This window comes from Streptomyces sporangiiformans, from assembly GCF_005768555.2.
Lineage (GTDB): Bacteria > Actinomycetota > Actinomycetes > Streptomycetales > Streptomycetaceae > Streptomyces > Streptomyces sporangiiformans.
In genome coordinates, this window is the sequence record NZ_VCHX02000167.1 from 25583 (window position 1) to 40597 (window position 15015).

Genomic DNA, 15015 nt, shown 5'->3' on the forward strand with positions numbered 1-15015 from the left:
CACTCAGCGCTTGCCGCTCAGCGCTTGCCTCTCAGCGCTCGGCGCCCCGCTTCGGGTCGTACGCGTCCAGGACCCTGCCGAGCGCCCGCTCGAACACCGCCTCCAGGTCGATCGGCCCGGAGTCCGCACCCTCCATGAAGGCCGCGGCCAGCCGCGGATAGGCGCCGGTGGCCACCTGGCTGCCGAGGTAGGCCATACGGACCGCGTTCTCCTCCTCCTCGGACCACGGCATGGAGCGGGTGCGCTCGGCGGTGGCGAGCTCGTTCGCGGTGTACGTCGTCACCACGCCGTTGAGCAACGCGACCAGCTCCATCTTCGTGCCGTACGAGAGGTCGAGCGGTTCGAGGCAGGTCAGGCAGTGCTCCAGGTAGCGCAGGGTGTTGGGGCCGAAACCGTAGACCCCCGCCATCAGACGCGGCACCCAGGGATGGCGGCGCATGAGGGCGCGCGTCTCATGCGCGTTCCGGATCATGTCGGCGCGCCAGTCGCCCGAGGGCTCCTTGATGTCGTGCTCGGCGCCGACGGCGTCGATCATCAGCTCGTGCAGGTCCTCCTTGCGCGGCACGTAGTTGTAGAGCGACATCGTGCCGCAGCCCAGCTCGGCCGCCACATGCCGCATCGACACGGCCTCCAGCCCCTGCGCGTCCGCGATCCGCACCGCCGCCGCGGCGATGTCGGCGCGGCTGTACGTCGGCCGGGGGCCGCGGCCCGTGCGCTCGGGGCGGCTCCAGATCACTTCGGGTTCTGCCCCGCGTGCTGCCATCAGTCGATCACCTCACCCACATCCTAGTTACGTACACCGTACGTAGTGCGCTATGGTCTTCTCATGACTACTACGTACGCCGTACTTAGTGAAGGTCTCGAGAAGCGCTTCCGTGATGTGCGAGCCCTGCGCGGGCTCGATCTGGCGGTCGCCGAGGGCACGGTCTGCGGGGTGCTCGGGCCGAACGGCGCGGGCAAGACCACGGCCGTGCGGGTCCTGGCCACGCTGCTGCGGCCGGACGCGGGATCCGCGCGGATCGCGGGACACGACCTTGTGCGGGAGCCGGACGCGGTACGCCGCGCCATCGGCGTGACGGGCCAGTACGCCTCGGTCGACGGCGACCTCACCGGGCGGGAGAACCTGCGGCTCTTCGCGAAGCTGCACCGCGCCCCGAAGGCGTCCGCCCGAGCCGACGAACTCCTCGAACGCTTCGAGCTGGCCGAGGCCGCGAACCGCCCCACCTCCACCTACTCCGGCGGCATGCGGCGCCGCCTCGACCTCGCCGCCAGCCTCATCACGCGCCCGGCGGTGCTCTTCCTCGACGAGCCGACGACCGGACTCGATCCGGCCAGCCGCAACCAGATCTGGCAGGCCGTGCGCGACCTCGCCGCGGACGGCACGACGGTGCTGCTGACCACGCAGTATCTGGAGGAGGCGGACCGACTCGCCCACGACATCGTCCTGGTGGACCGCGGCCGGGCGGCCCAGCGCGGCAGCCCGGCCCAGCTCAAGGCGCTCATCGGCTCGTACGCGGAGGTGGTCGTCGCGCACGCGGACGCGATGACCGCGGCGGCCGGCGTACTCGATCAACTCACCGGCGGCGAACCGCACTTCGACCACGAACGGCGTGCCGTCGGCGCCGTCACCACCGATCCGACCCTCACGCTGCCGCGTCTGGTGCGTGAACTCGACGCCGCGGGCGTGCCGTTGCTCGACGCGAGCCTGCGCCCGCCGACCCTCGACGACGTCTTCCTGCGCCTGACCGACAGGCCGGCCGACCCGAAGGGCCTGGTGGCATGAGCACCCTCGCGTACGACACGACGGCCATGGTGGGCCGGCAGCTCCAGCGCGTCCGGCACAACCCCGGGCTGCAGATCCTCACCCAGACGATGCCGATCACGATGCTGCTGTTCTTCGGCTACGTCTTCGGCAGCGCGCTCGCCATGCCGGGCGCGGAGTACCGCTCGTTCCTCGTGCCGGGTCTGCTGGTGGCGACCGCGGCCAACGGGATCATGACGGGGATGTTCCAGGCCGCCCAGGACTCGCACCGGGGTGTGATGGACCGCTTCCGTACGCTGCCGATGAGCCGGACCGCGGTCCCGCTCGGGCAGGCGGCGTCCGATCTGGTGCTCACCGCCGTCGGGATGGTGCCGCTGCTGCTGGTCGGGCTCGCGGTGGGCTGGCGCGTCGAGGGGTCACCGCTGGAAGCCGTGGCGGCCGTCGCGCTGCTGCTGCTCTTCCGGTTCGCGACGTCATGGATCGGCATCCTGCTGGGGCTCGCGTCCCAGAGCGAGGAGGCCGCCGGGCAGTTGGGCGGTGCGACCTTCATCCTGCCGCTGCTGTCGAACGCGTACATTCCGACGGACAACCTGCCGGGCTGGCTGCGCACGACGGCCGAGTGGAATCCGATCAGCGCCGTGACGACGGCGGTCCGCGACCTGTTCGGCAACGCGCCCGTACCGGACGGGGCCGCCTGGCCCGTGGCGCATCCCGTCGCCGGGTCGCTGGCCTGGTGCGGGGCGATCATCGCGGTGTTCCTGCCGCTCGCTGTCCGCCGGTACACGCGGTCCGAACGATGAGCGGCATGCGGTAACCGGCATGCGGTGAGCGGCATGCGGTGAGCGGCATGCGGTGAGCGGCATGCGGTGAGGGGCATTCCGTGAGCATGGAGAGCCGTACCCGCGCTCGGGGTACACACCGGGAGCGCCGCCGCGTGCCGTGGGGATGACGGACGATGAGATCGCAGCGCGGCGCCGGAGCGGTGTGGACACCTGAGCGCGGGTCGGGATCCTGCTCGGGGACGGTCGCCTTTCAGCGACCGGGGTCGCTGCTCAGCGGCCGCCGAACAGGGAACGGCGCAGGCGACGCAGCGGCGCGAAGAGCGAGACCCGCCTCACGCGCGCGAGCCTGCTGTTGCGCTCGTGCGCGGTGTCACGTGCGGTGAGCTCGCGCATCAGCGACGTCGCCTCGACCGTCTCGCCCTGAGGGATGGCGGGGCCACCCATCACCGAGAGATGGCGGTCGAGGCGCGAGCTGCTTGCGCTGCTCCCGCAGGTGATCGCAGGGACTCGCGCCCTGCCACGCACTGTTATCTGTTCCATGTCACTCCCCACCCGTACGAGGGCACCCGGCCCGGGCAGGTTAACCCTATCGCTCCGTCATCACACTCGTGTATCCCGGGAGCAGGATTCACCTTCCCAGTAAGGCTGTTGACGGTCACTCTCCGAATCCAACTGTTTTTAGGGCGAGTTGGACAATGGGTGCGGTAGTGGGCTGTAGAGAGCCCCCCTGCGGTTCCACGGTGACAGCCAGTGAGGTCGCGTCCGTATTCAGGTCGGTGGCGACCAAAGGCGTGTCGCCGTCGAACAGGCCCAGGGAGCGCGGTTTCACCTCGGGTCGCATGAGCCACAGCTGGTGGACCCTTCCGTTCGTAGGTCTGCGGAGTCCCGCGGCGGTCACCACGGCGGTGTGCTGCGAGGCGGACGCGACGACGCTGATTCCCTGTCCACCGGCCTCGCCTTCGGACGTCGCACGGGCATCCGGTGCCCCGAGAACGTGGGCGATCTCACGTGCCTGTGCGCGTTCCTGGTCGAGCTGGTCCTGAGTGCGCGACGCCTGGACCCCGAAGAGCGCGGCGACGACGAGCGCGGCCGCGGCCGTGGTGGCCGCGAGGGGGGACAGCAGGCCCTGCAGCCGCGAGGCACGCGCGCGTGGCGACTGGGCGGCACGCGCGCCGGGCAACCGTTGTGCGGCGTACGCGCCGGGCAGCTGTTGTGCGGCATGCGGGCGTGGCGTCGGCCCCGCGGTGCCCTCCTGGGGTGTCGTACGTACGGCCATGAGAACCCGGTCGCGCAGCGCGGCCGGGGCCGGGGCGGCCGTGGACCAGGCGAGGCGGACCGCGTCCTCGCGCAGCGCGCGCACCTCGGCGGCGCAACGGTCGCAGCGCCTCAAGTGCTTCTCGAAACGCTGCTGTTCGGGCGGTTCCAGGGCGTCGAGCGCGTAGGGGGCGGCGAGCGAGTGCAGTTCGCGGCGCCTGAAGAGGACGGTCATACGGCACCTCCCAGGCATTCCCGCAGCCGCGTGAGTCCGTCGCGCATACGCGTCTTGACGGTGCCGAGCGGCAAGGAGAGCCGCTCGGCCACTTCACGGTACGTGTAGCCGTCGTAGTAGGCGAGGGTGACGGACTGGCGTTGCAGCGCGGTGAGCCGGTCCAGGCAGCGGCGCACCCATTCACGTTCGAGGCCGGCCTCCACCTCCTCGGCAACGTGGTCGAAGGCGGGCCCGTTGGCGCGCCGGGCCATCCGCAGTTCGCGCTCGCCGGCCGCGCGGGCGCTGCGGACCCGGTCGACCGCCCGGCGGTGCGCGAGGGTGAGGACCCAGGCGAGGGCGCTGCCGCGTGCGGGGTCGTACCGCCCGGCGGAGCGCCAGAGTTCGAGCAGCACTTCCTGGGCCACCTCCTCCGACTGGGCCGGATCCCTCACCACGCGGCGCACCAGACCGAAGACCGGCCCGGACACCAGCCCGTACAGCTCCTCGAAGGCCTTCTGGTCGCCTCCGGCCACGAGCACCAGAAGTTCGTCAGCCTCCACCCGTTCCCCTCTCTCCGGCCTCGTAAGGCTCGTCCCCGCTCACTCAATCATTCGGCGCGAGAGCGCCTCCGGATGGGGTTACGGATCAACTGCCCCAGAAATGCGGGTGAAAGTCGAACCAATCCGCCCGCCCAGCCGTACCGAATGGCGATTGACAGGCAACAAACACACACGGCACGAGCGCAAGGGCCGACCGGACGACAACCGTTCGCCGTCTCTCGCCAGAACCGCCGGAACGCAGCTTGTAACAGAGGACGGACGGCATGACACCTAACACCCGAAGGATCGTGGGACGCAGGAGCCTCGCGACCCTCGTCTGTGGTGCGCTGGCTACCGGGGGGCTAGCAGCCGCCGGCGTGACGGCGCTCGAACCGGGAACGGCGAGCGCCTCCAGCCACCGGGAAGCCCCGCTGATCTCGGGCCAACCGCAGTTCGACAACACGGACCTGTACGCGTTCGCGAGCCCCGACAAGCCCGACACGACGACGATCGTGGCGAACGTGATCCCGATGGAGGAGCCGGCGGGCGGACCGAACTTCTACACGTTCGCGGAGGACGCCCAGTACGACATCCACATCGACAAGGACGGGGACGCCCAGGGCGATCTGCTCTTCCGCTACACGTTCGACACGGACGTCAAGAACGACAAGAGCTTCCTGTACAACACCGGGCCGGTCGAGAGCCTGGACGACCCCGACCTGAACATCACGCAGACGTACGACCTCGAAGTGCTGCAGCTGAAGGACCAGCGCCTCGCCAAGCGGACGAAGATCGCGGACGACGCGCCGGTGGCACCGTCGAACGTCGGCAAGGCGTCGATGCCGGACTACGGCAAGCTGCGCGACCAGGCGATCCAGGAGCTCGGGGGATACGAGGCGAAGTCGTTCGCCGGTCAGGCGGACGATCCGTTCTTCGCGGATCTGCGCGTCTTCGACCTGCTGTACGGCGGGAACCTGACCGAGGTCGGCAATGACACGCTCAAGGAGTACAACACCAACTCCATCGCCCTGCAGCTGCCGAACGAGCTGATCCGGGAGTCGGCCGAACAGCCGAACATCGGCATCTGGACCACGACGAACCGCAAGAGCGCGTCCGGGCACTTCCGGCAGGTCTCGCGGCTCGGGAACCCGCTGGTCAACGAGGTCGTCAACCCGCTGAAGGACAAGGACACGTTCAACGCGTCCGCGCCGTGGGACGACGCCCAGTTCCTGAAGAACGTGACCAACCCCGAGCTGCCGAAGCTCATCGAGGCGATCTACAAGATCCCGGCGCCGGACGAGCCCAGGAACGACCTGGTGGACGTCTTCCTGAAGGGTGTGGACGGTCTCAACCAACCGCCGCATGTGACGCCTTCGGAGATGCTGCGCCTCAACACCTCGATCAAGGCGGCGAAGAAGCCGAAGCGGCTCGGTGTGCTCGACGGCGACAACGCGGGCTTCCCGAACGGGCGCCGGCTCACCGACGACGTGATCGACGCCTCGCTGCAGGTCGTCGAGGGTGAACTGCTGGGCGCCAAGAACGACTTGGGTGACGCGGTCAACGAGAACGACAAGAAGTTCGAGAAGGAGTTCCCGTTCGTGGCCGAGCCGACCCCGGGTTCGCGCGGCCCGCTGGCCAAGGGCACGGACGCCACCAAGGGCGATGTCCGCAACCAGCTCGGCGACGCGCTGACGCCCGCGGGAGCCGGCGGCAGCGGCAACATCACCAGCATGGACGACACCACGCTGATCGCCGTCTCGGCGGTTTCCGGCGCGGCCGGGTTCCTGCTGCTCGGCACCGGCGTGCTCTGGTGGCGCAGCCGTCGCCGGGTCAACGGCTACTACTGAGCCGCCCCACCGGCTGGCGCGGCCCGTACCCACAATCCCCCACGGCGCGGGCCGCGCCGCTCACCCCCACGACTTCCGCTTCCGCCCAGGACATTTGAGGAGAGGGCATGTCCCCGCGCACGAACGAGGACGCGCAGGAGAGGAACCGCGCCGACGAGGCCCCACACAAGGCCCCCGTCGCCGGCACCCCGCTCCAGCAGAACGGCGGCACGCCCCGGCCTCCCGAGTCCGCTCCGGCTGCCTCCGGCTCCACGGAGACCGCGCCCCCCTCGGACGAGGGCGCCTCCCTCTCCAGCGAGAGCGGTCCACGCGCGGACACCACCAGCGAGCCCTCTCCCACGGCCGACGAGAGCACGCCCGGCTCCGGCCAGACCCGCCCCGAGGCCGACGCGAACGCGCCCGGCTCCACCGAGAAAACGCCCGGCCCCGGCGAGAACGCGGCCCAGGCAGACGAAGGCGCTCCCGGCTCCAGCGAGAGCGGTCCCCGGGCCGACGCGGTGAAACCCGGGTCCGGCATGGGTGCCCTCCGGGCGGATACGGGCACGCCCGAACCTGGCGACCACACCTCCCTGACGGAGGCGAAGACACCCCGGCCCGGCGCGGACACCCTCCGGACAGACCAGAGCACGCCCCGGTCGAGCACGGGCGCGCCCCGGTCGGGCGCGACCACACCCGAACCCGGCGGGGAACCACCCGAGGCCGGCGCAGACGTCCTCCCCTCCGGGGACGCGACCCCGCGGGCCGACGAGAGCGCGCCCGGCCCCGGCCCGAGCACTTCCCGGACCGACCAGAACACCTCACGCTCCGGCGAAGCCCCACCGCAGACCGACCTTGACGCGGCCGATGTGGACGCGGGCGCTTCCCGTTCCCGGGCCGAGGGCACGCCCGCCCTGGACGCGAATACCCCCACAGCCGGCGAAGTCGCAGTCCTGTCCGCTGAGGACACCACGCACGCCGGCGAACGCGCGACCGGCCTCGGTGCCGAAGCGCCCGAGGCGCGGCGGGGGTCCGGGCGGCGACGCGCGCTGCGGCTCGCGGCGTGCGCCGTCGCTCTCGCTGTCGCCATGACCGCGGCGGCCGTGGTCATGGGGGCACGGGAGGACAGCGGAGCGAGTACGGCGGCGTCGGCTCCCGCCATCACGCCCGAGTTGCTGGCGAGCGGGAGCCTCGACGCGAGCATCTCCGCCCTCCAGTCCCATCTGAAAGCGCAGCCCAAGGACTTCACCGGCTGGGCCACACTGGGTATCGCGTATGTCGAGCAGGCGCGTACCAACGGCGACCCGTCGCGGTATCCGCAGGCGCAGCGCGCGCTGGACCGGTCGCTGAAGCTGCGCCCCGACAACGACCCGGCGCTCGCGGGGCGGGCGGCGCTGGCAGCGGCGCGGCACGACTTCCGCGGGGCGCTGCGGTACTCGGACGAGGCGCTGGAACAGAACCCGTACAGCGAGCGGGCGTTGGCCTCACGGATCGACGCCCTGGTCGAACTCGGCCGCTACGACGAGGCGTTGAAGGCCAGCGACCAAGCCGACGCCCGCCGCCCCGGCGTTCCGGTCTTCACGCGGTACGCCTACGTACGCGAGCTGCGCGGTGACGTACCGACGGCGCGGCGCGTACTGGAGCAGGCGCTCGCCAGCGCCACGGCACCCGGCGACGTCGCGTACGTGGCGACGTCGCTCGGCCAACTCTCCTGGCGCGAGGGCAAGTACGAGACGGCGCTGACGTTCTACACGCGGGCGCTACGGGCCGACGGGGCGTACCTCCCCGCGCTGGAGGGCCGCGCCAGGGCCCAGGCCGCAAGCGGCGACCGCGCGGCCGCGATCCGCGGCTTGGAGGAGGTCGTGGCCGGCTATCCGCTGCCCGGCCCGCTGGTCGCACTGGGCGAGCTGTACGAGGCCCGCGACGGCAAGGGCGACCGGGCGAAGGCCCGCGAGCAGTACGCCCTGGTCGAGGCGTGGACCGCGCTGGCCCGCGCGAACGGCGTCAACGTCGACCTCGACACCGCCCTCGCGGCGGCGGACCACGGTGACCGCAAGGCCGCCCTGCGCGCCGCCCGAGACGACTGGGACCGCCGCCACACCGTGCACACCGCGGACGCCCTCGCCTGGGCCCTGCATGTCAACGGCCGTGACGCGGAGGCCCTTCCCTACGCCCGCCGCGCCACGGCGACCGGTTACCGCGACGCGACGTTCCTCTACCACCGCGGCATGATCGAACGCGCCACCGGTCACGAGCGGGAGGCCCGAGACAACCTCTCCGCCGCCCTGGAACTCAACCCGGGCTTCTCGCCTCTGGGAGCGAAGGCTGCCCGGTCGGCCCTGGACGCGCTGGGCGGTGCCGAGTGAGCGCGAGGATCCGGGACATGTACCGAAGGAACCGGAGGAGCTCCTTGCCCCGCCGCCGTTTCGCCGCCTGTGTGGCCCTCCTGGTGGCCATCTGTGCCCTGCTGCTCGTACCCGCCGGCACCGCGGCCGCTCACCCGCTCGGGAACTTCACCGTCAACCGTTACGACGGTCTCGTCGTCGGTCCCGAGAAGCTGCGGGTCGACCATGTGGAAGACCTCGCGGAGATCCCGGCGACCCAGGCCAAGCCCCAGATCGACAAGGTGGGCAAGGCGGACTGGGCACGGGAGCGGTGCGAGACGGCGGCCCGGAAGAGCCGGGTGACCGTGGGCGGGCGGCAGGTCGCGCTCACCGTCGGCGAGAGCAGCGCCCGCGTGCGGCCCGGGCAGGCGGGGCTGGACACCCTGCGGGTGGAGTGCCGTTGGACGGCGCCGCTGCCCGAGGGGAACGTCTCCCTGCGCTTCCACGGCTCCGCCGACAACGGCCCAGGCTGGCGCGAGATCACCGCACGCGGCGACGAGATGACGCTCGCCTCCTCGGACGTTCCCCAGAAGTCCGTCTCCGGCGAACTGACCCGCTACCCCGAGAAGTTGCTGTCGTCCCCGGAGGACACGGCGACCGCGTCCCTGCGTGCCCGCCCAGGTGGCGAAGCCCTCGACGAGGAGCAGTCCGACGCCCCGGCCGCCTCCGTACTGCCGCGCGGCGCCGACCGCTGGACCCGCGCCCTCGACTCACTGGTGGCCCGCCAAGACCTGAGCTTCGGCTTCGCGGCGCTCGCGTTCTCCATCGCCGTGCTGCTCGGCGCCATGCACGCCCTCGCCCCGGGCCACGGCAAGACGATCATGGCCGCCACGGCCGCCGCCCGCGGCACGGCCACCCTCCGCGACGTCCTGCCGCTGGCCGCCTCGGTGACCGTCACCCACACCCTCGGCGTGGTCGCCCTCGGTCTGCTCGTCGTCGCCGGTTCGGCGGCCGCCCCCTCGGTCATCGCCTGGCTGGGCGTGACCAGCGGCATCGTCGTCACCGTCGCGGGCGCCACCCTCGTACGCCGGGCTTGGCGCACACGGGGCCACGGGCACGGGCATGGACACAGCCACGGGCACGGTCACGGTCACGGTCACGGTCACGGTCACTCGCATGATCACGGCCACGGACACAGCCACAGTCATGGACACGGACACAGCCACACGCACGGACACGACGAGGACCACGACAGCAGCCACAGCCACGACCACGGGCATGACCACGCCCATACCCACGGCCACTCCCACAGCCACACCCGACCCCCCACCCTCAAGGACACCCTGCTCCTCGGCTTCGCCGGAGGCCTCGTCCCCAGTCCCTCCGCGATCGTCGTCCTCGTCGGTGCCGCCGCGCTCGACAAGGCCTGGTTCGGGCTGCTGCTCGTGCTGGCGTACGGCGCGGGGCTCGCGCTCACTCTCACGGCGGCCGGGTTCGCCGTGGTCAGGGTAGGCAGCCGGGTGTCGAAGGCCATCGAGAACGGCGCCCGGTGGTCGAGCGGGCGCACCGCCGGCCTGGTCCGGCGGTCCGCCCCGCTCGGCTCCGCGTTCGTGGTGGTGGCGCTCGGGGCGGGATTGGTGTTCAAGGGGGCGGCAACCGCGCTCGGTTGAGCTACTTTTGTTCTGAATCGTGCGGGTGCGAATGGGGGGCTTCCGTGTCCGAAGATCCGGGCAGTGAACGGGTGATCGCGGGGCGCTACCGACTGCTGTCCCCGCTGGGCGAGGGCGGGATGGGAACCGTGTGGCGCGCCCGTGACGAGGTGCTCCACCGCGAGGTCGCCGTCAAGGAGGTGCGCGCCCCGGCCGGGCTGCCGACCCCCGAGGTCGAGCGGATGTACGCCCGCCTGGAGCGCGAGGCGTGGGCGGCCGCCCGCGTCTCGAACCGGAACGTGGTGACGGTCTACGACGTGGCCATGGAGGAGGGCCGCCCCTGGATCGTGATGGAGCTGGTCCGCGGCCTCGCCCTCTCCGATCTCCTGGACGCCGAGGGCCCGTTGCCGCCGCAGCGCACCGCGCACATCGGCGCCGAGGTGCTGGCGGCCCTGCGCGCCGCGCACGAGGCCGGGGTGCTGCACCGCGATGTGAAGCCCGGCAATGTACTGATCGCGAACGACGGCCGCATCGTCCTCACCGACTTCGGCATCGCCATGGTCGAGGGGAGCTCCGCGCTCACCATGACCGGCGAGGTGATCGGCTCTCCCGAATTCCTGGCTCCGGAGCGGGCGTTGGGGCGTACGCCGGGTCCCGAGTCCGATCTGTGGTCGCTCGGTGTGCTGCTGTACGCGGCGGTGGAGGGCAGCTCGCCGTTCCGTCAGCACACCCCGCTGAGCACGCTGCGTGCGGTGGTCGACGAGGAGTTGCCGCCGCCGCGTCGCGCGGGCCCTCTGACGCCGATCATCGAGGGCCTGTTGCGCAAGGATCCGGCCGAGCGGCTCTCGGCCGAGTCCGCCGAGCGGGACCTGCGCCTGATCGGCGCGGGCGGCACGCCCCGTACGGGCTCCGCCGCCTACGCACCGACCGTCGCGGCCAACCCCCAGCCGTCACATCCCCAGCCGTCTCCTCCCCAGGCGGCCCCTCACCCGGCCCCACCGCGGCCCGCAGCCACGGCTTCCACGCCGTCGCGCACTCCGGCCGCCGCGACCACCACCGCGCAGCCCGCCCACCCGCGCCGTGCCACGGTCGCCGTGATCGCGGGCATGGCCGCCCTGGCATTCGCCCTCGCGGGACTGACCTACGCCCTGATCAACCGTGGCGACGGAGGCAGCGGGGGCAACAGCGCCACTACCGGCGGCGGCTCCAACGGCGGGAGCTCCTCCGGCGGTTCGACGGACGGTGGCGACAACGACGGGAGCGGTGGGAGCGACGGAAGCGATGGGGGTGGCAGCGACGGCGGCACCATCACCGAGAGTTCCGGCACGACCGGCGACTCGACCACCGGCGGCGGGACGACCACTCCCCCTCCCCAGTCGGTCAAGGTCACCCTGACCGGGGCCAACACGCGGTACAGCGGCGCCTGCCCACCGCCCGGGGCGGAGGCACCCACGTTCACGGCGACCCTCACGGTGGGCCGCGTCCCGGTGAAGGTCGACTACCGCTGGGTGACGAAGAGCGGCGAGCCGTCCGACCCGGGCTGGAAGACGCTCTCGTTCTCCGGCGGTGACAAGTCCCAGCAGGTCAACCATGTGGAGACGACGTACGACGAGGACGGTACCTACGAGAACGAGATGAGTGTCGAGGTGCGCGGCCCGGTGCACACGACGTCCAACTCGGTGGCGTTCTCCGTGACGTGCGAGACGGAGACCCCGACGGGCGGGGCCTCCACTACGCAGTAGCGCTCATGCCACGCGGTTGAGGACGGGCAGATATCCGCCGGACTGGCCGGCCGCGTTCGGGTGGTACGACTCGCCGATGTTCAGCCAGTTGACGCTGTGCAGCCAGGAGCTGCCCGAGCAGATCTCGTGTCCGGTGAAGGTGCTCCGGACGTCACCGAAGGTGAAGCCGTGGTCGGCGGCACGCTTGGCGATGGCGCTGTCCAGATAGTCGGCGGCGTTGTTGATCGCGGACCGCTCGCCCTCGGTGAGGCCGGCCACGCAACTGCCGTTCAGCTTGTAGAAGCGGGGGTAGCCCAGGACGACCACTTGGGCCGCCGGAGCCTTCGCACTGATCGCCGAGTAGACGGTGTCGAGCCTGCCGGGCAGCGTCGAGTCGACGTACGCCTTCGCCGTGTTGATGCGGGCGATGCAGGACTGCTCGGACTGGAGCACACAGGTGGTCATGACGTCGGCGAAGCCGGCGTCGTTGCCGCCGATGGAGAGGGAGACCAGACCGGTGCCGGGGCCGAGCGGGCCCAGTTGGTTCGCCACGACATCACTCGTACGAGCGCCCGAGCAGGCCGTGAAGTGGAACGACGAGGGTGAATGGGCAGCGGCCCAGAGGTACGGGTATGCCTTCGTACTGCGCTTGCAGTCACCGCTGGAGGCGATGTATCCGCCCGCACCGACGCCGGAGGAGTAGGAGTCGCCGAGGGCCACATAACCGGTGGCTGCGGCCGCTGGGGATGCCTGTGCCGCCGTGGCCCCGGTGAGGGCGAACGCGGCGGCGAGGAGGAGCGAGGTCACGGTTGCCGTGAGTCGGGAACGTCTCATGGAACCTCCCTTTAGCAGGATCTCTGCCGTAACTTTCGTAGCGGCTACGCGCGTTGACAGGAAATGTCCATGCCAAGACTTTTCAGGACCGACCGGGAGTCATCGACGCGTTCACCGTGTACTTCGTTTCCTACCCATGACTAAGACATGACAAAGCTGCGTCGCGCCCCCAACTCCCTTGAGCCCGCCTGCCGCGGGCACGTGACACTTCCGCGTCTTGACGGCCGGACGCCCGCTGCGCCACATTGAAGCCCGGCATCCGGCGCGTCGGGGGGCAAAGTCGCCAATGCAGACCTTAAGGCTCAAGTCATCTTCATCAGACAGCGGCGGGCCGCCGCGACAGGATCCGGGGAGGGACCTGTTGCCGCTGCTCGCGGGAGCCGCGGCGGCCATCGCGGGCGTCGGTGCGGTGCTCGCACTCATCGATGTGAACTCACCGCTGCGCGCCCCGTTCACGCTCTTCTTCCTGCTGGCCGCGCCCGGTACGGCGGTCGCGGCCGCACTGCGCGGGCTGGAACCGTTCGGCCGGACCGTGGCGTCTCTGGCAGCGGCGATAGCCGTCAATCTCCTGGTCGCCCAGGGCATGCTGGCCGTGCACCGGTGGTCGGTCCGGGGCGGGATCGTGGCCGTCGCCGCGCTCAGCTCACTCATTCTCCTGCTGGTCCTGGTACGGCGACTGCGTGGCCGTACAGCGAGAAGACGGGCATCCTGACGTGGACATCCATGTGTACCGTCCCGGTCAACTGACCGCCGCCGACCGGGCGGCGTGGACGTCACTGCAGTCCAAGGCCCACCTCAACGGCTCGCCCGAGCTGGCGAACCCGTTCCTGTCCCCGGAGTTCACGCTCGCGGTGGGACGCTGCCGGCGAGGCGTGCGCATCGCGGTCGTCAGAGAGAGCGGAGAGCCGGCGGCCTTCTTCCCGTTCCAGCGGACCACCACCGGCGTCGGACGGGCCATCGGTCTCGGCGTCTCGGACTGCCAGGGCCTGGTGCACCGGCCCGGCTTCACGTGGGACGCGCGGGATCTGCTGCGGGCCTGCGGGCTGGCGGTGTGGGAGTTCGACCACCTGGCGGAGGGCCAGACGCCGTTCGAGGCCGAGGCCTCCGGTACGTTCCCGTCCCCCGTCATGGACGTCGACCAGGGATACGAGGCCTATCTGGGCCGACTGCGGGCCCAGTCGCCGAAGTTCACGAGGACGACACTCGCCAAGGAGCGCAAGCTCGGCCGTGACCACGGCGAGTTGCGCTATGTGCACGACGAGCGCGATCCCGCGGCACTGCGCACCCTCATGGAGTGGAAGTCGGCGCAGTACCGCAGAACCGGGCGCAGTGACCGCTTCGCGCACCCCTGGATCACCCGGCTGGTGCACCAGCTCTTCCACACCCGTTCCGAGCCGTTCGCGGGGATCCTGTCGGTGCTCTACGCGGACGGCAAGCCGGTCGCCGCACACTTCGGACTGCGTTCCGAGCGGGTGCTGGCGTGCTGGTTCCCGGCGTACGACCCGGCGTTCTCGAAGTACTCCCCCGGTCTTGTCCTGCATCTGCGCATGGCCGAGGCGGCCGCCGCCGACGGCATCGCCTATCTGGATCTGGGCCGGGGGCAGAAGGAATACAAGGACTCCCTGAAGACACGTGAACTCACCGTGTCCGAGGGGTGGGTGACGCGCCGCCATCCGGTGGCGCTCGGGCACCGGGCGCGACGCGCTCCGGTCCGGGCGTTGCGGAACGCGGTGCTGGCGCGGCCGGAGCTGTTGGAGCCGGCCGACAAAATACTCAAACGGATGGGCAAAATCCGCTCGAGTGGTCAGGTAACGTCCAAAACAACGAAAATGTGAGGTCTCGTTCCAGGTCTTGCCATAGGGACTGAATCATCAATATCGTCGTACATCCACCCGCATCGGCCCATCAGTAGCGGCTCTAGGGGAGGGCTCAAGGACCGCGATGGGTTCCGGCGCGGGGCGCGGTAGGGGGGTGCCGTGCTCGGTGACCACATCCGTATCGAGCCGTGCCGCGAGACCGACTTTGCCCGTCGGCCAGTTTTGCCAGCTCACCCGGCGTACACGGAGATCCATTTCGGCATGCCGTAAGTGAGAACCCCCCTTTCGAACCGGAC

Annotated in this window: 13 protein-coding genes; 8 read left to right on the forward strand and 5 right to left on the reverse strand. The window is 70.8% G+C overall.

Going from position 1 to position 15015, the window contains the following annotated elements; genetic code table 11:
* Positions 1 to 31: 31 nt before the first annotated feature.
* Positions 32 to 763, reverse strand: a complete 732-nt coding sequence (locus tag FGD71_RS28540) for a TetR/AcrR family transcriptional regulator (RefSeq protein ID WP_119103417.1) — start codon at positions 761 to 763, stop codon at positions 32 to 34.
* 63 nt (positions 764 to 826) lie between these two features.
* Here FGD71_RS28540 and FGD71_RS28545 point away from each other — a divergent pair, with 63 nt between their 5' ends.
* Positions 827 to 1783 (forward strand): ATP-binding cassette domain-containing protein, encoded by a 957-nt coding sequence (locus tag FGD71_RS28545; RefSeq protein ID WP_119103418.1) that lies wholly within the window; start codon positions 827 to 829, stop codon positions 1781 to 1783.
* Positions 1780 to 2562 (forward strand): ABC transporter permease, encoded by a 783-nt coding sequence (locus FGD71_RS28550; RefSeq protein WP_119103419.1) that lies wholly within the window; start codon positions 1780 to 1782, stop codon positions 2560 to 2562. Before FGD71_RS28545 ends, FGD71_RS28550 begins: the two co-directional genes overlap by 4 nt.
* 252 nt (positions 2563 to 2814) lie before the next feature.
* Here the strand turns inward: FGD71_RS28550 and FGD71_RS28555 are convergent, their stop codons facing one another.
* From FGD71_RS28555 to FGD71_RS28565, 3 genes are all read right to left on the reverse strand, one after another.
* Positions 2815 to 3084: a hypothetical protein gene (locus tag FGD71_RS28555; RefSeq protein ID WP_119103420.1), complete on the reverse strand. Its 270-nt coding sequence runs from the start codon at positions 3082 to 3084 to the stop codon at positions 2815 to 2817.
* Between the two features lie 115 nt (positions 3085 to 3199).
* A complete protein-coding gene (locus tag FGD71_RS28560; protein WP_119103421.1) occupies positions 3200 to 4033 on the reverse strand; it encodes an anti-sigma factor in 834 nt (277 codons plus the stop codon).
* Positions 4030 to 4572: a sigma-70 family RNA polymerase sigma factor gene (locus tag FGD71_RS28565; protein ID WP_119103422.1), complete on the reverse strand. Its 543-nt coding sequence runs from the start codon at positions 4570 to 4572 to the stop codon at positions 4030 to 4032. Before FGD71_RS28565 ends, FGD71_RS28560 begins: the two co-directional genes overlap by 4 nt.
* Positions 4573 to 4835: 263 nt before the next feature.
* Between FGD71_RS28565 and FGD71_RS28570 the strand changes: the two genes are divergently transcribed.
* The 4 genes from FGD71_RS28570 (at position 4836) to FGD71_RS28585 (ending at position 12089) form a co-directional block, all read left to right on the forward strand.
* Positions 4836 to 6398: a DUF4331 domain-containing protein gene (locus tag FGD71_RS28570; protein WP_119103423.1), complete on the forward strand. Its 1563-nt coding sequence runs from the start codon at positions 4836 to 4838 to the stop codon at positions 6396 to 6398.
* Between the two features lie 107 nt (positions 6399 to 6505).
* Positions 6506 to 8740 (forward strand): hypothetical protein, encoded by a 2235-nt coding sequence (locus FGD71_RS28575; RefSeq protein WP_420878355.1) that lies wholly within the window; start codon positions 6506 to 6508, stop codon positions 8738 to 8740.
* A gap of 17 nt (positions 8741 to 8757) precedes the next feature.
* Positions 8758 to 10368: a HoxN/HupN/NixA family nickel/cobalt transporter gene (locus FGD71_RS28580; RefSeq protein ID WP_119103424.1), complete on the forward strand. Its 1611-nt coding sequence runs from the start codon at positions 8758 to 8760 to the stop codon at positions 10366 to 10368.
* Between the two features lie 44 nt (positions 10369 to 10412).
* Positions 10413 to 12089: a serine/threonine-protein kinase gene (locus tag FGD71_RS28585; protein WP_119103425.1), complete on the forward strand. Its 1677-nt coding sequence runs from the start codon at positions 10413 to 10415 to the stop codon at positions 12087 to 12089.
* Between the two features lie 3 nt (positions 12090 to 12092).
* On the opposite strand, the gene FGD71_RS28590 is transcribed toward FGD71_RS28585, so the two are convergent.
* On the reverse strand, positions 12093 to 12902 hold the full coding sequence (locus tag FGD71_RS28590; RefSeq protein WP_181359294.1) for an SGNH/GDSL hydrolase family protein: 810 nt from the start codon (positions 12900 to 12902) through the stop codon (positions 12093 to 12095).
* 361 nt (positions 12903 to 13263) lie between these two features.
* On the opposite strand from FGD71_RS28590, the gene FGD71_RS28595 reads away from it, so the two are divergent.
* Positions 13264 to 13614 (forward strand): hypothetical protein, encoded by a 351-nt coding sequence (locus FGD71_RS28595; protein ID WP_338120087.1) that lies wholly within the window; start codon positions 13264 to 13266, stop codon positions 13612 to 13614.
* Between the two features lies 1 nt (position 13615).
* On the forward strand, positions 13616 to 14737 hold the full coding sequence (locus FGD71_RS28600; RefSeq protein WP_119103428.1) for a GNAT family N-acetyltransferase: 1122 nt from the start codon (positions 13616 to 13618) through the stop codon (positions 14735 to 14737).
* Positions 14738 to 15015: the final 278 nt, after the last annotated feature.